Here is a 19,837-nt window from a genome sequence, read left to right as displayed (position 1 = left end):
CGACATATACTTACTGAAAACAAGTTGAAATGTTCAAATCATTATTTATCTTGAAATTCTGCTTCACGTTTTTCGATAAAAGCATTGACCCCTTCTTTCATATCTTCCGTTGTAAACAACCCTGTCCAAAGGTTTGCTTCAATCGCCAGACCTTCTTCTAATGTTGTTTCCAAACCTTTATTTACCGCCTCCATCGTTGCCGCAATCGATGATCGACTCTTTTTAAGAGCAATGGTTTCGGCAAGTCGTTTCGCTTCATCCATTAATTCGATAAGGGGCACTGATCTGTTCACTAAGCCAATTGATTCCGCTTCTTTCCCACCAATGATTTTACTAGTCAAAATCATTTCAAGAGCCTTCGACTTATTCGTAAGCCGTGCCAAACGTTGCGTACCTCCAAAGCCCGGTATTAATCCTAAGTTCAGTTCAGGTTGCCCAAGCTTGGCTTCATCTGCAGCGATCCTCATATGACAACTCATTGCAAGCTCCAAACCCCCACCTAAGCAAGCTCCATTAATCGCAGCAATGACAGGTTTGTTTAATTGTTCGATTTTATTTAAGACAGATTGTGCTTCTACAGATAGAGATTTTCCTTTTTCTTCACTATCGAACGCAGATACAAATTCTTTGATATCAGCACCTGCAACGAAGAATTTCCCTTCCCCTGTAATCACGACTGCCTTTATCTCTGAATCATTCGCGACATAATCAACACAGGCTGACAATCCGCGAACCGTCTCTGAACTGATTACATTTGCTGGTGGATTATTGATGAAGAGATAGGCTACGTGATTTTCGACTTTTACATAGCAATTTGAAAATTGAATTTCATTACTCATTTTTTTGTTTTCCTCCTCATTTTGCCTCACTTTTAATCATGAAGTTGATTTCTAGCTGGTAAATCTTGATTCGTATATAAAATTGTTCGGTACCAAAACTGTTTCACCACAGAATTTAACATGATATGATGAATAGTGTCAAGATAAGGGGGGAACGATATGGAATTGAAAGATTGTATTAACTTTTTACTAAGCGCTAGCCAGAATAAGGTTTTTAAAATTTTCAGCAAACTACTAGAAGAATATGAAGTGACTCCAGCTCAATATGGGGTATTGAATTGTTTGTGGAGGGAAGGACAGCTTTCACCGAAACAGATTGGGGAAAAGTTGTATCTAGAAGCTCCGACAATTTCAGGAATACTCGATAAAATGCAAAAATCAGGACTCATCGAGCGTTCGATCGATCCTGATAATCGTAGAAACGTATTGGTTGTATCTACTCAAAAAGCTGAAGAATTGAGAAGTGGAATCGAAGCTGCGACAGTAGAACTGAATGAAAAAGTTTTCGAAAATTTATCGCATCGAGATGTGGAAATTCTAAAAAATTCACTAGAAATAATCATCCAAACTGATTATTGACCTGCACAAAGGACATTCTCCCATCATGAGAGAATGTCCTTTCTATTTTTATCTTACCCACTCACTCCGTAGCAATCCGTAAACGACATGGTCGACATAATGATCATATAACCATTCCGCATCACGAATGGTCCCTTCATCTTTGAAGCCGAGACGTTCCGGAAGTGCCCGACTCTTCAAATTCTTTGTCGCGACTCGAATCTCAATTTTATTTAGTTTAAGGTCTCGGAATCCATATTCGATAATCGTTTCGAGTGCTTGACTCATGATGCCCTTCCCTTGAAAATTTTGTCCGAGCCAATACCCAATCGTGCCACATTGGACTCCACGATCGATTTCGTTAAATCCGATTGTCCCGGCAAGCACGCCTTTATACATCACAGCGAATGATTTTGGGAATCCACCCGTCTCAATCAGTCCTTTAATTCGTCCTTCTATGTTTTGCTTCGAATCTTCTACTGTTTCAATGTAGTCAAGCCAACCGAGCCACTCTCGGAGATAAGGTTTCGATGCCATCGTCAGGTCAAACAGCGCGTCTGCATCGTTTACATTAAACATTCTCAGTGTGATATCGTTATTTAATTTATATTCAAGCATATGGATCCATCCTTTTCAGTTAGCAAATGATGTATTTTTTTATATGTCACTGCAATCTTAATTGGGTTGATGACATGTGCACTTAGTCTTTCAAACGTAGCAATTAAGCTATATTGATCAATGTCCAACTCAAAAATCTCTTGTATGTATGAGGTTTGCCAACTCGCTTCAAAATACCACTTGAAATGTTCTCTATAGTCCCAACCGTCACTTGATCCGACGATATGTAACTCTTTTTCATAGAATTGCGGAAGCTCTGCCCCAACACTAATGGCTGTAGCGATGGTTTCAATCAAAGCTTGATCTGCTTCAAGAGCTGGTACTCGTGTTGTAACCCAATCCAACTTCTTTTTACCGACTAGTTTCAAAGCTTGTTGAATCATTTCACCCTCCTAATATTAACAATTGCGACCATATGACAAGTTTACAGAATTCATCAAATTTTGTATAATTATTTTTATATTATTTTATGAAGAGGTGAAAATGTGTAAAAACGATTCGTCCAACCCACCCAATTGAATAGATTCGGAGGAGATTTGTGATGAAATCGTTTTATACACTGCTCGTTAGCCAATGGCTCGCCAATATTGGCGATGTCCTCTACATCGTCGCACTCATTGCCTCGTTGTATGAACAAACCGGTTCCGCTCTCATGGCGGCCAGCTTCCCGATTGCCGTGACTACCGGTATGACACTCAGCGGACTCTTTTTTGCCCGTATCCTCAGCCGCTACTCGCTAGGGAAAACGCTCGTCCTGTCACAACTGATGAAGACGGTTACCCTTGTTCTCGTTCTCTTCACGGATTCGATTCTAGTTCTCGGTCTTGTCGTGTTGATCGCTTTCCTCGATGGATTCGCACGTCCCATCCAAGCATCATTCATCCCAAGATTGACGACGAATCGTCAACAAGCGAACAGCCTCGTGCAAGGTTCCAATCAGTTCATCCAGCTCGCCATGTGGCCGCTCGGGACGATGCTCGTCTCTTTCACCTCGAGCGCTCTCGCGTTAGTCGTTTCCCTCGTTCTCTTCGTCCTTTCCACGATTGTGACGATTTACTTCAATCAATCGCTTACGGAAGACAGCGTCGATGATGGAACGGATGAATCGATTACCTTACGCGCTAGTCTTACTTATGTAAGAACGTCACCATTCGCCCGTCGCGTGACATGGTTTGTGACGTATGAATCATTTGTCAGCACGCTCTGGATTTCGGCATTGCTTCTCGTCTATCTCGAACGACATCTACAAGTCGATACGGGCTGGTGGGGGATGCTCAACGCAGCATTTTTGATCAGTATGATTGCGGCGAGTGCCCATCTTTATCGGTCTCGACAAGCGCCATCGTTACCGTCGACCGCTATCTTATCCATTGTCGCCGCCATTTTGTTCGGCATGACTGTACATCTCGCGTTTGCAATTTTGGCGTTAGTCATTCAAGGCGTAGCTACACAAATCCGCATCATCCAGACGAACACCGTCATTCAAGAACAGATTCCGGCTACACAGCTTCCTTATGTATATAGTGTGCAACAGACAGGATACGCCCTTGCATTCAGTGTGGGGAGCTTGCTGTTCGGACTTCTCGCGGACGGACTACCGATTGATTCGGTTTACCTTCTTGGAGCACTTTTGACCCTTCCGTTGATTTGGATCGGACGATTAACTGAACAGTCCATGTTAACCGTATCATCTGTATAAGCAACAGGCGCCTTCTCTAAAAGAGGGCGCCTGTTGTATAGAATTTTCCACCGAAATAAATAGTTGGACGTTCTATTCAATTACAATCCAGTGTTTAATTTTCCCTATTCGTCACTCCCGTATTGAAATACTCCTACGCCATAGCCTCGCTTCATATCTCCTAAAATAAAAAGTGACAGAATGCTTGCCTCGGTCTCAATCAAAAATCGAAAACCTTCCAACTCATCACTCTCCTCAATCATCGTAATCAATTGAAGAAGTTCACCTTCAGATACGTTTGGAAGATGACAGGTCATCATATACTCATTCGACCACATCCATTTTCCGTAATGTTCGACACTGTATTCACACTTTGTCACATCTGCCCATCCCTTGAGATCAGTTAGAAATCGACTCTTCTTTAAAACTGTCTGAAATGAAGAGACGTTCAGTGATTTGACTAGTCGCAAGAGGAATGTGGCAGATGACTTTACTTTCGGCAACCCAAATTCCCTCCAATGACTATCCGATGGTAGTTTATACAGGTCTTCACTCTTTAGTGAATACGAATCACGGTCGTGAAAGTCGCGACTATTAGCACATAAGAAATCAACAGTCGAGATATTTTGTTTATTTGGATAATCGACTTGTTCATGTGTTGAATAGATCTCACGACGATACGGATCATACAAAAAGAGAAGTCGACCCTCTATATACACGCCCAACGGCAAGGTCAAATCAACGTACCGAAGTCGTCCTAATTGTGACTTAGTGACAATCACGTCAAGTTCACAGTAATCTGTGACTCGATACGAACCGACAGGCAATCGACTCAAATAGTCTGTTTTCAATGTGAACAGATCCATTGTCTGAAATGAGTTCACCTTTAGATGCTCAACGTTTATTTCATCAAAATTCAATTTGGATTCCCCTTTCTCACAATGGATAAGACAAACTGTAGCGATTCATATCGTATACTAGAAGAAACAAATGATCGGAGTGATTCCCATGTCGAAGCTTTCACACGAAGAAACTCTCGAGTTATTAAATACGTTAGAGTCTCGCTTTACCGAAAACGTGGAACGTCATCCTGACCTCATCTGGTCAGACGTATTGGAACGAATTCAAGTTAATCAGGACAAGTTGGCTACACTCTCCTTAATGGAACAGACAGGAGGCGAACCCGACGTGATTCGTCTAGCTAACGGAGATCTCGCTTTTTGCGACTGTTCAGTCGAGAGTCCGAGCGGTCGACGAAGTCTCTGTTATGACGAACCCGCTCTTGAGGCACGTAAAAAGAATAAGCCCGTCGGAAGCGCGGTCGCCCTATCTGAACAGATAGGCATAACCCTTCTCGACGAAGAAACATACCGACATTTACAAACGCTCGGTCAATTCGATTTGAAGACCTCGAGTTGGATTCTGACACCGAATGAGATTCGTCAAAAAGGCGGCGCCCTGTTCTGCGACCGCCGTTATGATCACACTTTTGTCTATCACAATGGTGCAGATTCTTATTATGCGTCTCGAGGATTTAGAGGGATACTCATGATTTAAGCAAGGCAATGCGCCTTGCTTCTTTTTTATCGGAATAACCAACTAAGGAATTGCGGAATATACATGATGAAAAACAAACTGACAGGAATCATTGCAAGTAATCTTAACACCCACATAATTCTACTTTTCAACTTCCGAGAGTAGAACAACAATGCACCAAACGTAATCGCATTCGCTGTCAAATTCGGTTCTTCTATCCCGTTCTCAATCCATTGCTTGAAAAAAACCTTCCATCCAGGAAAGGATTCGAGGGCGAACGACTCACTGAAACTCGGTGTAAGGTTGTATTTCAGCCTCACAAACCAGGCTCCTATATAGACAGAGATGAATAAGAGCGCGTAGCACATTAGTACAACGTTCCACAATTTCTCTTTCCAACCCTCACTCCGAAAGTACAAGACATATATCACAATCAAGACACTAAAAATCACATTTATGATGAATGGTGGTGAAATGGTTAGAATCGAAAACGTCTCTCGATCTAACACCATTCCCACTTGAAATATTCCTTGCTGAAACATAGCCTTTCCTCATTTCTGATATAGACTGATTAAATCATATTACGGTAATTGAAATATTTAAAAATACGTTATATTTCTGCTTACTCTATCTGCGCTCTATCTGAATATACTCGATTTCATGTGCAAATCCATCAAAAAACTGCAGACAGATTGTCTGCAGTCCTCATTCATGCGTGTAGTGTCACATTCAACTCTTCCGCTACCGTTTTGAACGCCTCGAGTGCACGTTCGAGGTCATCTCGCGTATGCTCCGCTGTGACGATGGTCCGGATGCGTGCTTTTCCGCGCTCGACCGTCGGGAAAGCGATACTCTGTGCGAATACACCATGCTCTTTCAGTTTGTCCGAGAACGTATGCGCAAGTGTTTCTTCACCAAGCATGACCGGAGTGATCGGTGTTGTCGCATGTCCGATATCGAAGCCGAGGTCGCGTAGTCCGTTCTTGAAGAACTCCGTGTTCGCCCATAGCTTGTCGAACAACTCTTCTTCCTCTTTCATGACACGGATCGCTTCACGGTTCGCCGCTACGACTGCCGGTGGATGTGATGTCGAGAAGAGGAACGGACGACCTTTGTGGATCAAGTAATCGCGTACGTCTTGTGAACAGGCAACATACCCGCCTAAGACACCGATTGCTTTTGAGAGCGTCCCGACCTGTAGCGCGACACGACCGTCCAATCCGAAATGGTTGACCGTTCCACGTCCGTTCTTCCCGAGGACGCCGGATGCGTGGGCATCATCGACCATGACCGCAGCGTCATATTTCTCGGCGAGTTCGACGATGGCAGGAAGCGGTGCGATGTTCCCGTCCATCGAGAACACACCGTCCGTTACGACGAGACGTGTCCGATAATCTTGTGTTTCTTTTAATGCCTTCTCCAAGTCTTCAAGGTCGACGTGCTTATAAATGCGTCGCGCTGCTTTCGTAAGACGAATCCCGTCGATAATCGACGCATGGTTGAGTGCGTCACTGATGACGACATCTTCCGGTCCGAGAAGTGCAGACAAGACCCCGAGGTTCGTCGCGAATCCCGATTGGAAGACGAGCGATGCTTCCGTGTGCTTGAACTCTGCGAGTTCGCGCTCAAATGCTTCGTGCATCTCGAATGTACCGGCAATCGTCCGGACCGATCCTGTTCCCGCACCGTACTGTTCGACCGCTTCAATCGCTGCCTGTTTCAAACGTGGATGGTTCGCTAGTCCGAGATAGTTGTTTGATGACAGCTGGACGAGTGACTTCCCGTCGATTGTCACTTCGTTCCCTTGTGCCGATTCGAGTGGGACGAGCTTACGGAACGTCCCCTGTTCTTTCATCTCATTGATTGCTTCTGTAATATGTTCAAATGCCATGTTGTTTCCCCCTTTAAGGTATTAAGACGACCTTCCCACATTTCCCTGCCCGCATGAGTTCGAACCCTTTTTCGAACTCTTCGAGCTTGAAGACGTGCGTGATGATTGGTTCTACGTTCAACTGACCCGTCGCGAGCATCGTCGAGACTTGGCCCCACGTCTCGTACATCTTCCGTCCTGTGATCCCTTGGACACGGACACCTTTAAAGACGACATCACGCGTGAGGTCGATGGCGACCGGACGAGCTGGGAGTGACAAGACGTTGACATCCCCGCCTGCCGTGACCATTTTGAACGCCTGGTCGATCGCAATCGGGTGACCGCTCATCTCGCAGACGACATCGATTCCGTCTCCGTCGGTCTCACGCTCGATCAATTCGAGCGGATTCTCTTCTAAACTGTTGATGACGACATCTGCCCCCATCTCTTCTGCGAGCTTTAAGCGATACGGATTGACGTCAATCGCATAGACGCGACTCGCACCAGCTGCTTTGGCAACGCCTACGGCCATGAGTCCGATTGGTCCACATCCGACGATGGCGACCGATTTGGCAGACACGTCACTTGCTAGCACCGTATGAACCGCATTTCCAAGTGGTTCTTGAATGGATGCAAGTTTTGCCGGCATCGTTTCTGGGTTCACCCATAGGTTCTCTTCAGGCATAACGACGTACTCTGCAAAACAACCTTGCGTGTCCACACCGATGATTTTTGTATTTTTACAGATGTGATATTGTCCACGCAAACATTGTTTACACTGATGACAGACGATATGCGTCTCAGCGGATACGGTCTGTCCGATTTTGATGCGTTTCGTCCTTTCCCCGAGTGCCACGACTTCTCCCGAAAATTCATGACCGAATACATACGGTGGTTTGACACGGCTTTGTGACCACTCATCCCACTCATAGATATGAACATCGGTCCCGCAAATCGATGTCGCTTTGACTTGAATGAGTACTTCTCCAGGTCCTGGCGTCGGAACTGGTACGTCGACCAGTTTTGCCCCAAAACCGGCCGTGTGTTTTTGAATCGCTTTCATTACTGGTGTCGTTGTTTCCTTCTCTGTGGTTGACACGAGTTGTTCCATTGAAAACGTCCCCCTCTTGTCTCTTATGATCGAACGATACGTTCTTTATCATCTTGTCATAAAATGACGAAACTGAGAAGACGGAACGTCCATTTTCCACAAAAAAAAGAGGAGCCATCCGCGCCGATGGCTCCTCTTCACAAGAATAGGACCTATGTCCCGACCGCTCATCGTGGCTCAATGATGAGCTTGATGGCAGTACGTTCCTCTCCGTCAATCATAATATCGGTAAAGGCTGGAATGCAAATCAAATCGAGACCGCTTGGCGCGACGAAGCCTCTGGCGATCGCGACGGCTTTGATGGACTGATTCAGCGCACCTGCCCCAATCGCCTGTATCTCACACGTTCCTTTTTCACGTAGCACACCCGCTAAAGCACCCGCAACGGAGTTAGGGTTCGATTTTGCCGAAACTTTGAGTACGTCCATTCTTGTTTCCCCCTCGGGTAGGTTGTTCAATCAAACCAGACGGTCTGATCATCTAGGTGTATTCGTTCGATTTTTGTCGCTCGTTTCGTCTGATCATCGATTGTAATGAAAACTCCATTAAGTTGTTCCCGTCCCTCGGCAACTTCAAACCGAACTGGGAGTTGTGTCATAAATTTTTTTAAAACAACGGATGCATCCATCCCGAGTACCCCGTCAAGTGGACCTGTCATCCCGACGTCGGTAATATACGCTGTCCCGTTCGGCAAGACACGTTCATCTGCCGTCTGTACGTGCGTATGCGTCCCGACTACGGCTTGGGCACGCCCGTCAAGGTGATACCCCATCGCAATCTTTTCACTTGTCGCTTCGGCATGGACATCGACGAAGATGGCGTCTACCTCGTCACGCACTTCTTCAACGAGACGATCGACGGTACGGAACGGACAGTCAAGGGATGGCAAGAAGACATTGCCCATGACGTTGATGACGGCCAATTTCTTTCCATTTTGTTTTAACTTCATCATCCCGACTCCAGGTGTCCCGTCCGGATAGTTTGCTGGACGGACGATCCGATCGGCATCGTCGATCCAATCAAAGATGTCACGGTTATCCCACGTATGGTTCCCCATCGTCACCCCATGGAAGCCGAGTTCTAAAAACTGTTGATAAATCTTTTTCGTGAGACCACGACCGTTTGCCGCATTCTCACCGTTGACGAGCATGAACGTCGGGTTGTATTTGTCTTTCAAACGACCAATCTGATTGCTCAAAATATCTCGACCGGGTTTCCCGACGACATCACCGATAAATAAAATTTTCATATAAAATCCTCCCTCAAACAGAAAAAGCGGAGAAATTCTCCGCTTCGTTTACTTCGCATAATCGACGGAACGTGTTTCACGAATAACCGTCACTTTAATTTGTCCAGGATAATCGAGTTCATCCTCGATTCGTTTACAAATATCGCGTGCCATCTTACCGGCGACGACATCGTCGACGACGTCAGGGCGAACGATAATTCGAACTTCACGTCCCGCTTGAATCGCATACGATTTCTCGACACCTTCAAACGACTCACAGATTGACTCGAGTCGTTCGAGACGGCGAATGTAGCTTTCTAGCGTCTCTTGACGAGCTCCAGGGCGAGCTGCCGACAAGGCGTCAGCTGCTGCGACTAGTACTGCAATCGTCGATGTCGCCTCGACGTCCCCGTGGTGGGAAGCAATCGAGTTGATGACGACCGGATGTTCCTTGTACTTCGTTGCAAGCTCTACTCCGATTTCGACGTGACTGCCCTCGACTTCGTGGTCGATTGCTTTTCCGATATCGTGCAAGAGTCCAGCTCGCTTCGCGAGTGTGACGTCTTCCCCGAGTTCGGCTGCCATCATCCCGGCAAGATGTGCCACCTCGACCGAGTGAGACAAGACGTTCTGTCCATAACTCGTACGATAGCGCATGCGACCGAGTGTCTTGACGAGGTCTGGATGGAGTCCGTGAATACCGGCTTCGAAAGTAGCTTCTTCTCCGTACTCACGAATGCGCTCATCGACTTCACGACGAGACTTCTCTACCATCTCTTCAATGCGAGCCGGGTGGATGCGCCCGTCTTGAACGAGTTTTTCGAGCGTCATTTTGGCGATTTCACGGCGAACCGGATCGAAACCTGACAAAATGACCGCTTCTGGCGTGTCATCGATGATGAGATCAATTCCAGTCAACGTCTCGAGCGTACGGATGTTACGTCCTTCACGCCCGATGATGCGACCTTTCATCTCATCACTCGGTAAGTTGACGACAGATACCGTCGTCTCCGAGACATGTTCAGCAGCGTATCGTTGCATCGTGAGAGATAAGAGGTGTTTCGCTTTTTTATCCGCTTCTTGTTTTGCTTTTTGCTCGATTTCTTTTTGAAGGAGAGCAGCATCGTGAAGCGCTTCCTGCTTCGCTTCGTCCATGATGATGGTACGTGCTTCATCTTTCGAGAGGGCTGCCACGCGTACAAGTTCTTGGCGTGCCTCTTCGTATAAGTCCTCCACTTTGCTTTCGAGCATTTCTGCTTCACGTTTGCGTTTTTCGAGCCCGCGCTCCTGTTCATCTAGCGAATCTTCTTTCCGCTCGAGCATATCTGCTTTGCGGTCGAGAAGCTCTTCTTTTTGAACGAGGCGATTCTCTTTCACTTTCTGGTCTTCGCGACGTTCACGCAATTCTTGTTCCGTCTCATTGCGAAGTTGAATCATCTCTTCTTTTACTTCAAGCCGTGCTTCTTTTTGCATCGCTTCCGATTGTTGTTTTGCTTGTTCTACAATCTTAGTCGCTTCCGTCTCGGCACCTTGAATCTTCGCTTCGGCGATCGATTTACGCACAAAAAAACCTGCAACAAAAGCTATCGGCAAAAGGAGGATCAGAATAAGCCAGTATAGCCATTCCATCATGTTCACCTCCCTTTCGCAAGGTTATTTTATTTTTTTAATAAGTGAGTAACGCAGGCAAGCCCGCGCATAACTTTATTGTACTTATTTAAGAGAGAGAATGCAATGCACGGACAGGATAGAACTACCAATTGCCTAAAAATTATACTAAAAAAATCTCACTCGGATGATTCCGAGTGAGACCATGTGCTTATTCGTCATCAAGAAGTGAGAGAACTTCGTCGTCTTCACCTTCAACTGTGACTGTTTTTTCTCCGTTCAAGCCGTAGTGATCACGAATTTGACGCTCCACTTCGGCCGCGATGGCTGGATTTTCTTTCATGTATTGTTTCGCATTTTCACGACCTTGACCGAGACGCTCCTCGTTGAACGAGTACCACGCACCGCTCTTTTGAACGATATCGAGGTCTGCACCGATGTCGATGAGTTCCCCTTCACGTGAAATCCCTTCACCGTACATGATGTCGACTTCCGCCGTCTTGAATGGTGGTGCGATCTTATTTTTTACAATCTTGATCTTCGTACGGTTCCCGACCATATCTTGACCTTGTTTGAGCGTTTCTGCACGACGTACTTCGAGGCGTACTGAAGAGTAGAACTTCAAGGCACGACCACCAGGTGTCGTTTCCGGGTTACCAAACATGATTCCAATTTTCTCACGAATTTGGTTAATGAAGATGACGATTGTTTTCGATTTGTTCGTTGCACCAGACAATTTACGAAGTGCCTGAGACATCAAACGAGCTTGAAGACCGACGTGCGAGTCTCCCATCTCCCCTTCGATTTCGGCTTTCGGTACGAGTGCCGCAACCGAGTCGACGACGAGGATATCAACTGCTCCCGAGCGAACGAGCGCTTCAGCGATCTCGAGCGCCTGTTCCCCTGTATCTGGCTGAGAGAGCAACAACTCATCGATGTTGACGCCAAGATTTTTAGCATACTTTGGATCGAGCGCATGCTCGGCATCGACGAACGCAGCTTGACCGCCACGTTTTTGAACTTCTGCAATCGCATGAAGGGCAACAGTCGTCTTACCTGAAGATTCTGGTCCGTACACTTCAATGACACGACCGCGTGGATATCCACCCGCACCAAGTGCGACGTCGAGGGCAATCGACCCAGAAGGGATGACCGATACTTGCTGGTCTGTATTTTCACCAAGGCGCATAATCGAGCCTTTACCGAATTGTTTCTCAATTTGGCGTAATGCCATTTCTAACGCTTGTTTACGATCACTCATAGATAAATGAGCCTCCTTTAATTGATACTTTCATTATACGTGAACATATAGCGATACACAAGTTTTTTACGAACATTTATTCGCCTTTTTTAATTCGTTGTATGAGGGCCCATAGTCCATCTTTTGCAGCCCGCAGCCGAATGACGTTACGTTCTTGATGCGGATAAACACGTTCGATGACCTCGATTCCATCCGGTGTTTTCACCCCGATGTAGACCGTACCGACGGGACGCCCTGAATTTGAGGTTGGTCCAGCTTCTCCGGTGAACGAGAGCGCGTAGTCCGCATTCGTTTGTTTAACTAATCCATCTACCATCTCATAAGCAACTTCTTTTGAGACGACTGAGTGCTGTTCAATTGTATCAAGAGCGACCCCTAAATACCTATTTTTTAGCTCATCTGAATAGGTAACGACTCCCCCTAAAAAGACAGCCGATGCTCCTGGAGTCGATGTGATCATCGATTGGACTTCTCCTCCTGTCAATGACTCAGCAATTGCCAGTGTTTGGTGATGACCTGTCAATGATTGCACGAGGTATGAGGCAATCGTTTCATCATCTGACCCGAAATAATACGAACCGACACGTCGTAAGATTTCATCTTTCATTTCTTCAATCATCAGTCGTGCAGCCGTATCATCTACCGCCCGAGCACTGATTCGAAGTCTCGCTTCTCCTGTCTCAGCATAAGGTGCGACAGTCGGGTTAGACCCGTTCAACAAGTCTTTGACGGCATCATCAAGTGCCGATTCTCCAATTTCATAAAATCGTAACGATTCCGAGACGAGCGTCGCGCCTGAAAACTTTTTCGGAAACGTCGCATCGATGAGCGCCCGCATCTCGCGTGGCACACCAGGAAGTAGCATCCACGTCGTCTCCCCTTCAATCCACATACCTGGAGCCAGACCGACCGGATTTTGTAAAACGTCCGCACCTGACAAGACGTCCGCCTGACGAGCGTCCCCTTCATTCATCTCACGGTTACGTGACTGAAGAAATTGTTGAATCGTGTGAAACGCCTCTTCGTCTCGAACAATCGGGCGTTCGAGCAGATCAGACAAGACCGTCTTCGTGACATCATCTGCCGTCGGTCCAAGTCCACCCGTAACGATGACAAGGTCTGAACGACGACGCGCAATCTCGAACGTCTCCCGCATTCGTTCCGCGTTATCCCCGACAACTTGATGATACAAGACCGAGACACCGTATTTCGACAGTTGTTCCGATATGTAACTCGCATTCGTATTGACGATTTCTCCTAAGAGCAACTCGCTTCCTACCGCAATGATTTCGGCTCGTTTCATCTTATTTCCTCCTCGACTTCAAAAAAAAGACGAGCTAGATCAACCAACTCGTCTTTGTCGACTTACATCGACTTCACAATAATCTTGTAGTTTTGTGCGAAATACTCGGCACCTGAGTAAATCGTGAGTGCGAGTGCCAACCACATCGCCCATTCTCCAAACGGGATGCCGACATAACTGAAGATCGGGTTACCGAATAGGAGGAAAATGATGGCGAACAGTTGCACCCATGTTTTGGCTTTTCCTGACTTACCTGCCGCGACGACAATCCCCTCATCAGCAGCGACAAGTCGTAGACCTGTAACTGCAAACTCACGAGAAAGAATCACGACAACGACCCATGCAGCCACGAGGTCCATCTCGACGAGCAACACGAGCGCCGCTGTCACGAGTAGTTTGTCTGCGAGCGGGTCCATGAATTTACCGAAGTTTGTGACCAAGTTGTGTTTTCGCGCCAAATGACCGTCTAACCAGTCTGTAATGGCCGCAATGGTAAAGATGACACCAGCGATAAATTGGTGTAGCGGGATCTCAGCACCTAAAAAGGCAATGTTTCCCCAATCAAAATCAACAGCGAGTAAGACGACGAATACGGGAATCAACACCACGCGTAACATCGTCAATCGGTTAGGTAGGTTCATGTAGAACGCCTCCTCTTAGAAGGAGAGTCGACTTATTCTGCGTCAACTCTCTTTACAAATATATTTTGTGTGACCGGAGACTCTTGAAGCTCGAGCTCGCGACCGTTGACGACGATTTTCTCAACACCTGCGATGAGTCCGATCCGGATTCGTAACGTGTCCGTTTCAGCATCTTCAATGACAATCGGATTCTGTTTCGATTGGTTCGGATATTCAGGCGCAAGGAACGGACCTTCAAGTGATGTATCACGAACACCGACATATGAGGCTGGCGATTCTTTCACATAAATCTCGGTCGATAGTTTATCGCTCGTAGCGAGCTCATATGTGATGTCCGCCCCGTTCGATTCCGTTACCGCAATCGGACCAGATTCTGCTGGCGGTTCTTCCTCAGCAGGCTCCTCTGATACCGGTTCTTCCTCTGCAGGTTCATCCGCTGGGACATCCTCGTTCTGGTCGAGTGTGACATTTGAACTCGGTGGTTCAGCCGGACTTGCGTCTTGTCCACCAAAGTCGATGCTTCTCACGGCAAAATAGATTGCTGTAATGAGCAAAAAGACGGTAAGGGCGAGAAGTACTTTAGGAACCCATCTCGACACTCGACTCGTCGACTCGGACGCTTTGGAATACGTCTTTTTACGAGAAAGTTGAACGGATGGCTGTGCTTCGATTTTTGGTAGATCTTTTGCGTAAGTCTCATACAATTCGTCCACATCGAGACCGAGTGACTCCGCATACGTTTTAATGAACGCCCGTGCATAGAAAGAGCCAGGGAGATTTTTGTAATCACCTTCCTCAATCGCGATGATATAGCGCTTTTGAATCTTCGTCGTCTGCTGGATTTGGTCGAGCGTCAATCCGCTCTCCTCACGCTTTTGTTTCAAAAAAGTCCCTAGTTCTGTCACAGGGGTCCACACCTTCCATTCACATAATTATTCAAACCATTCTGACTCACGATGCGTTTCTTGTGGGATGATAATCGTCTCATCCGGATTGTTTCTCAATTCAATAATATAATCAAAGTCTTCGTACACGCAATCGGTGTTTCGGACATAAAGGTCAGGGTGTTCAATGACCTTCACGGCAGGCAACCGCATGACCTCACGGATCAGTTGACGATGTCGCTCGTCCATCGTACGCGTAGAGACCGCTCCATCGATTATGTATACATGATCGCCTTCCCGCTCTTCTTCAAACAAAGAGGTTCGGACCGTCTGTTTCATGAGGGTCGATGACAAGAACAACCAACGTTTATTCGCACACACACTGGCTGCGACGATGGATTCTGTTTTCCCAACGCGCGGGTTCCCCCGTACGCCAATCAATAGATGACGTTCTTCTTTCATCAGTTCTGCTACGAAATCAACAAGAATCCCTAAGTCTTCTCGGACGAAACGGAACGTTTTCTTATCATCGCTGTCGTGGTCGATGTAACGACCATGTCGAATCGCTATCCGGTCCCGTAATTTCGGGCGGCGCAATTTGATGACTGCGATGGCTTCCATACGTTTTAAAATATGCTCGAGTCGATGGACATGATCTGCGGCCGGAGCTTTGAGCAGCATGCCACGACGTTGCAGGTCGACTCCATTAATGGTGACGATGGAGATTTGAAGCATTCCCATGAGAGACGCGATGTCTCCGAGGATACCCGGTCGATTTTGACACAATTCATATTCGAGATACCACTCTTCGAATTTATGTTCCATCCCGAACCATCCTTTCGAGCAAATTCGCTACCTTGCCTATTTTAAATTATTTTAGAAGAATTGAAAAGAACTCGTTTATGCATCTTGACGAGATCATTGCCAACCGCCATCAATGCGTAGTACTGTGCCGGTCATATATGAAGCATCCGATGAGCATAAAAATCGGATCGTCTTCGCCACGTCTTCAGTGGTACCAAGACGCCCAAGCGGAATGTCATCCATCACGGTTTGTTTCGACTCTTCTACCGTATCATTCATCGGCGTATCAATCCACCCTGGTGTGACCGCATTGATTCGAACATTGAACGGTCCTGCTTCACGCGCAAACGCTTTGACGAAACCGAGTTGTGCCGCTTTGACCGTAGAATAGAACACTTCGGCTGCTGCCCCGACTTCACCCCAAACGCTTGAGACGACGACAATATCTAGTCGATGGTCATACGGTTTACGCGCAACAACTGACTGAATCAACCGAACCATGGCACGTACATGCACCTCGTAAAGTCGATCCAGCTCATCTATCGATTGGTCGACGACAAGCCCATGTAGCGCGTGACCGGCGACGTAGACGATGCGATCAACGGTATCGATTGACGACACCCACTTCTCTACTTCTGCTCGGTCCGATAAGTCACATATAATCAGTTCAGCCTGTAGCTTCTCAGTCTCCATCATTCGAGTAAGTGTCTCACGACCTCGATTCGCATGTAGCAAAAGCTCATCCTCACGAAAAGCGAGCGAGACGGCACGTCCAATCGCGCCGCTCGCTCCGACAATCAACGTCTTCATGGCTTTTTGACAACGCACACCGTTCGTTGCTCACTTCGGAACAATCGTACGTATGCTTCGTGAAGTTCATCTAATGTGATGGCATCGATTAAATTCGGAATCTCGAACAAGTTCCCGTCATTGAGTGCATACCGTGAGAACTGGTTGGCGATAAACTCTGGCGAATTCAGTGCTTTTAAAAATTGTCCCTGCATCATCCGCTTCTTACGATTGAGCGTCTCTTGATCAAGATGAAGTGGGCGCTCCAACGCACCCGTGACACGTTCGACAAAAGCATCGACATGGGACGTTTCCATCGATAGTGCGGCGAAGGCGAACGTCTCTTCTGACGTATAATCAAATGAGAATGCATCATCGATTAACCCTTCTGCGTACAATTCCGTGTAGAGGGGGGCTGTCGTATCAAAGAGCGCGTGCATAAGGAGCTCCACCGTCAACTCTTGTTTGAGACCGGCTTCTCCAGCTTGTGGGACATCTTTATAGCCAATCATCACTTTCGGAACCGAGACATCCATCTCAATGACCCGTTCTGACAGACGAACCGTGGTCGGTTCTTCCACCGTCTCACGTGCTCTTAAAGGTGGCGCGTCAAAAGATTTAGCTGCCTGATTGTCACGAATCAATTCAAGCATCTCATCTGGCTCGATGTTCCCGACGACGAACAACGCCATGTTGCTCGGATGGTAGAATGCCTGATGACACGTATACAAATCTTCTGCCGTGATTTTTGAGATCGATTCGATTGTTCCGGCGATATCGATTTTGACGGGATGTGTCTCATACATCGCTTCAATCAATCCGAAATAAAGACGCCATCCCGGATTGTCTTGATACATTTGAATCTCTTGACCGATGATACCCTTTTCTTTCTCGACTGACTCTTTCGTGAAATATGGTTCCTGAACGAAATTGAGTAGCGTTTTCACGTTTTCCGGCACGTTCGATGTTGCCCCGAACAAGTATGCCGTCCGCGTGAATGAGGTGAAGGCATTCGCTGATGCCCCTTGGCGACCGAACTGTTGGAAGACGTCGCCATCCTCTTTTTCGAACATCTTATGCTCTAAGAAATGTGCGATTCCGTCCGGCACCTCTATCCAATCCTCTAATTTGAAGCGACGGTCAATTGAACCATATTTCGTCGTGAACGTCGCGAACGTTTTCTCATATCCAGTCTTCTTCAGCAAATATACGGAGAGGCCATTGTCGAGAACGTGGTGATGTAAAGTCTCTCCGACGTTTGGGAAATCTAGTTTCATGCTTCTCCTCCTTTCAGACAGTAAACTGCTTCGAGCGAAATCTCATTCGCAAGCGCGATGACGTGGTTGCGTGTCGTACTCTCGATGATTGCCATCTCTTCGTCGAGTGAAAACGGGCGTATGTCTGCACCACTCATCCATCCAATCAACTGACGAGGGCTGTCTCCGAGTTGGCGACGTTGGTGGAACAACATTTCTTTCGTCTGTTGTAACGTCTCATCTTCGAACTCACCCGCCTGCAGTGCTTTTAACTGCTCTTCGATAATGTGTTCGGTCTTTTGTTGATTTGATGCATCGATTCCCGCATACACGAACAGTTTTCGACTGAGCGAACTGTATTGTGACGCGGCATAGTAGGCTAAACTTTCTTTTTCACGGACGTTCATGAACAGCTTCGAGTGCGGGAACCCACCGAATAATCCGTTCACGACTTGCATACGGATGGCATCTTCTGTCCGCGGATCGACGTCAATCGCGTAGGCGAGATGAAGTTTACTTTGCTTGATGTCTTGATGCTCTTCTAATCGTTTGAACTCACCACGGCTCGGTTCGGGCAGACGTCTCGGCTGACGCGACCCGAGCGATTCGAGCGGGTTAAATGCCTGTTCGACTTGTTGACGGTCGACATCGCCGACGACATAAATGTCGACACGATCGTTCTGAATCATCGATTGATAAGCATTGAAAAGTGATTTCGGCGTGACGTGATCGAGCTGTTCGAGCGTACCGAGAGACGGGATGGCGAGCTCGCCTCCGAGCATCTCTTGCAGGCGCTGTTGAGCGAAACGCATCTTGTCATCATAGACTGATTCGATTCGCTGACGCTGCAATCGGCGTTCTTGCTCCACGATGAGCGGTTGGAACGCGCCATCATAGACATTCGGACGAAGTAACACTTCCTCGAGTAATTGAATGGCCTGACTTAAGACGTCTTCGCCGACAAGATTGTCATTAACGACTTCGAGTTGAAATTGGATGACATGCTCTTTACCAATTTTTGATGCGCCCGCATACAAGTTTGTATCGTATAAATCTTCTAGCGGTGTGTGAAATAACTCAATTGATGGATAAGCTTCTGTCGATTTTTCCATAATGAATGGAAGCAGTGCCCGGTCTGCCACCGTGTCCTGAGACAGCGGGGCCGCAAACGAGACGAGGCAAGTCGTCGTTTTAAATTTTTTGGTCGGATAGACCGAATAGTGCAATTGATGTTGGAACTGTTCGATTCCTTTCATCAGCCGATCACTCCTTTTTTCGTTTTGGTTGAAACACGGCAGCGCCGCGTGCATATTCTTGGTCCGGTACGCCTGCGACAACATTTGCATACCGTGCGACCGTGAAAAGATAGTCACTCAATCGGTTAAAATATGGAAGTTGTCGGTCGGCGACACCGAGTGCGGTCAAATCTCGTTCGACACGACGGCAAACGGATCGTGCCACATGCAGGCTCGCCGCTGCGACACTTCCTCCCGGTAAGATGAAACGCACAAGTTCTGGACATGATTTTTCCCATTCGTCCATCCATTGTTCAAGTTCCGTCACAATCGACAAATCGACCGTTTTCGGGGGCGCGTCCGTATACATCAGCTCCGAACCGAGGTCAAACAAGTCGTGCTGAATCTTCGTCAGCTGTTCCCGGAGCGACGCGTCGGTCTGTTGCGCAATCGCTAATCCGATGTGACTGTTCAATTCATCAAGATGCCCCATCGCTTCGATTTGAGGATGATGTTTATCGACGCGGCTACCAATCAGTGATGTTTCACCCGTGTCGCCCGTGCGTGTATATCGCTTCATTCGGCTTCCCCCTTAAAATGCCACAAATGGTGACTCAG

21 protein-coding genes are annotated in these 19,837 nt (G+C 47.1%); 3 read left to right on the top strand and 18 right to left on the bottom strand.

Translation table 11 applies throughout. The features are described 5' to 3' along the window. Positions 1-41: 41 nt before the first annotated feature. Complete coding sequence (locus ACQKD4_RS05720; RefSeq protein ID WP_427372715.1) at positions 42-839, bottom strand: enoyl-CoA hydratase; 798 nt, start codon at positions 837-839, stop codon at positions 42-44. A gap of 159 nt (positions 840-998) precedes the next feature. Here ACQKD4_RS05720 and ACQKD4_RS05715 point away from each other — a divergent pair, with 159 nt between their 5' ends. Continuing rightward, a complete protein-coding gene (locus ACQKD4_RS05715) occupies positions 999-1,418 on the top strand; it encodes a MarR family winged helix-turn-helix transcriptional regulator (RefSeq protein ID WP_427372714.1) in 420 nt (139 codons plus the stop codon). Positions 1,419-1,466: 48 nt separating this feature from the next. On the opposite strand, the gene ACQKD4_RS05710 is transcribed toward ACQKD4_RS05715, so the two are convergent. Both ACQKD4_RS05710 and ACQKD4_RS05705 read right to left on the bottom strand, forming a co-directional pair. Beyond that, a complete protein-coding gene (locus ACQKD4_RS05710) occupies positions 1,467-2,015 on the bottom strand; it encodes a GNAT family N-acetyltransferase (protein ID WP_427372713.1) in 549 nt (182 codons plus the stop codon). Further along, positions 1,997-2,398 (bottom strand): hypothetical protein, encoded by a 402-nt coding sequence (locus ACQKD4_RS05705; RefSeq protein WP_427372712.1) that lies wholly within the window; start codon positions 2,396-2,398, stop codon positions 1,997-1,999. The genes ACQKD4_RS05710 and ACQKD4_RS05705 overlap by 19 nt, the downstream gene beginning before the upstream one ends. Positions 2,399-2,556: 158 nt before the next feature. On the opposite strand from ACQKD4_RS05705, the gene ACQKD4_RS05700 reads away from it, so the two are divergent. Then, on the top strand, positions 2,557-3,714 hold the full coding sequence (locus tag ACQKD4_RS05700; RefSeq protein WP_427372711.1) for an MFS transporter: 1,158 nt from the start codon (positions 2,557-2,559) through the stop codon (positions 3,712-3,714). Between the two features lie 104 nt (positions 3,715-3,818). Here the strand turns inward: ACQKD4_RS05700 and ACQKD4_RS05695 are convergent, their stop codons facing one another. Continuing rightward, positions 3,819-4,577, bottom strand: coding sequence for a hypothetical protein (locus ACQKD4_RS05695; RefSeq protein WP_427372710.1), 759 nt, complete (start codon positions 4,575-4,577; stop codon positions 3,819-3,821). A 124-nt stretch (positions 4,578-4,701) separates the two neighbouring features. Here ACQKD4_RS05695 and ACQKD4_RS05690 point away from each other — a divergent pair, with 124 nt between their 5' ends. Beyond that, the gene (locus tag ACQKD4_RS05690; protein WP_427372709.1) at positions 4,702-5,250 is read left to right on the top strand and encodes a DUF4256 domain-containing protein; all 549 of its coding nucleotides are present in this window, start codon (positions 4,702-4,704) and stop codon (positions 5,248-5,250) included. A gap of 688 nt (positions 5,251-5,938) precedes the next feature. Here ACQKD4_RS05690 and ACQKD4_RS05685 read toward each other — a convergent pair. The 14 genes from ACQKD4_RS05685 to ACQKD4_RS05620 form a co-directional block, all read right to left on the bottom strand. After that, positions 5,939-7,120 (bottom strand): glycine C-acetyltransferase, encoded by a 1,182-nt coding sequence (locus ACQKD4_RS05685; RefSeq protein WP_074033211.1) that lies wholly within the window; start codon positions 7,118-7,120, stop codon positions 5,939-5,941. Positions 7,121-7,133: 13 nt separating this feature from the next. Next, positions 7,134-8,210 (bottom strand): L-threonine 3-dehydrogenase, encoded by a 1,077-nt coding sequence (gene tdh, locus ACQKD4_RS05680; RefSeq protein WP_427372707.1) that lies wholly within the window; start codon positions 8,208-8,210, stop codon positions 7,134-7,136. Positions 8,211-8,377: 167 nt separating this feature from the next. Further along, positions 8,378-8,638, bottom strand: coding sequence for a stage V sporulation protein S (locus ACQKD4_RS05675; protein WP_012726477.1), 261 nt, complete (start codon positions 8,636-8,638; stop codon positions 8,378-8,380). Between the two features lie 26 nt (positions 8,639-8,664). Then, positions 8,665-9,459, bottom strand: coding sequence for a TIGR00282 family metallophosphoesterase (locus tag ACQKD4_RS05670; protein ID WP_214692776.1), 795 nt, complete (start codon positions 9,457-9,459; stop codon positions 8,665-8,667). Positions 9,460-9,507: 48 nt separating this feature from the next. Continuing rightward, positions 9,508-11,070, bottom strand: coding sequence for a ribonuclease Y (rny, locus tag ACQKD4_RS05665; RefSeq protein ID WP_427372706.1), 1,563 nt, complete (start codon positions 11,068-11,070; stop codon positions 9,508-9,510). Positions 11,071-11,257: 187 nt separating this feature from the next. Beyond that, on the bottom strand, positions 11,258-12,307 hold the full coding sequence (gene recA / locus ACQKD4_RS05660; RefSeq protein ID WP_074033216.1) for a recombinase RecA: 1,050 nt from the start codon (positions 12,305-12,307) through the stop codon (positions 11,258-11,260). Positions 12,308-12,383: 76 nt separating this feature from the next. Further along, entirely contained in the window at positions 12,384-13,610 is a 1,227-nt protein-coding gene (locus ACQKD4_RS05655) for a competence/damage-inducible protein A (protein ID WP_427372705.1), read from the bottom strand. Positions 13,611-13,672: 62 nt separating this feature from the next. Next, complete coding sequence (gene pgsA / locus ACQKD4_RS05650) at positions 13,673-14,251, bottom strand: CDP-diacylglycerol--glycerol-3-phosphate 3-phosphatidyltransferase (RefSeq protein WP_214692781.1); 579 nt, start codon at positions 14,249-14,251, stop codon at positions 13,673-13,675. Between the two features lie 32 nt (positions 14,252-14,283). Next, positions 14,284-15,156: a helix-turn-helix domain-containing protein gene (locus ACQKD4_RS05645; RefSeq protein WP_074033219.1), complete on the bottom strand. Its 873-nt coding sequence runs from the start codon at positions 15,154-15,156 to the stop codon at positions 14,284-14,286. Positions 15,157-15,183: 27 nt separating this feature from the next. Beyond that, complete coding sequence (locus tag ACQKD4_RS05640) at positions 15,184-15,960, bottom strand: YmfK family protein (protein ID WP_012726484.1); 777 nt, start codon at positions 15,958-15,960, stop codon at positions 15,184-15,186. 93 nt (positions 15,961-16,053) lie between these two features. Continuing rightward, positions 16,054-16,767 (bottom strand): elongation factor P 5-aminopentanone reductase, encoded by a 714-nt coding sequence (gene ymfI, locus ACQKD4_RS05635; RefSeq protein WP_353047680.1) that lies wholly within the window; start codon positions 16,765-16,767, stop codon positions 16,054-16,056. Further along, on the bottom strand, positions 16,746-18,005 hold the full coding sequence (gene yfmH, locus ACQKD4_RS05630; RefSeq protein WP_427372704.1) for an EF-P 5-aminopentanol modification-associated protein YfmH: 1,260 nt from the start codon (positions 18,003-18,005) through the stop codon (positions 16,746-16,748). Before yfmH ends, ymfI begins: the two co-directional genes overlap by 22 nt. After that, positions 18,002-19,240 (bottom strand): EF-P 5-aminopentanol modification-associated protein YfmF, encoded by a 1,239-nt coding sequence (yfmF, locus tag ACQKD4_RS05625; RefSeq protein ID WP_427372703.1) that lies wholly within the window; start codon positions 19,238-19,240, stop codon positions 18,002-18,004. The genes yfmH and yfmF overlap by 4 nt, the downstream gene beginning before the upstream one ends. A gap of 7 nt (positions 19,241-19,247) precedes the next feature. Next, entirely contained in the window at positions 19,248-19,799 is a 552-nt protein-coding gene (locus ACQKD4_RS05620; RefSeq protein ID WP_427372702.1) for a cob(I)yrinic acid a,c-diamide adenosyltransferase, read from the bottom strand. Positions 19,800-19,837: the final 38 nt, after the last annotated feature.

The organism is Exiguobacterium sp. NPDC077395 (genome assembly GCF_050269125.1).
GTDB lineage: Bacteria > Bacillota > Bacilli > Exiguobacteriales > Exiguobacteriaceae > Exiguobacterium > Exiguobacterium aestuarii_A.
Note: the sequence above shows the minus strand (reverse complement) of the source record. Positions and strands in the feature narration are given on the sequence as shown.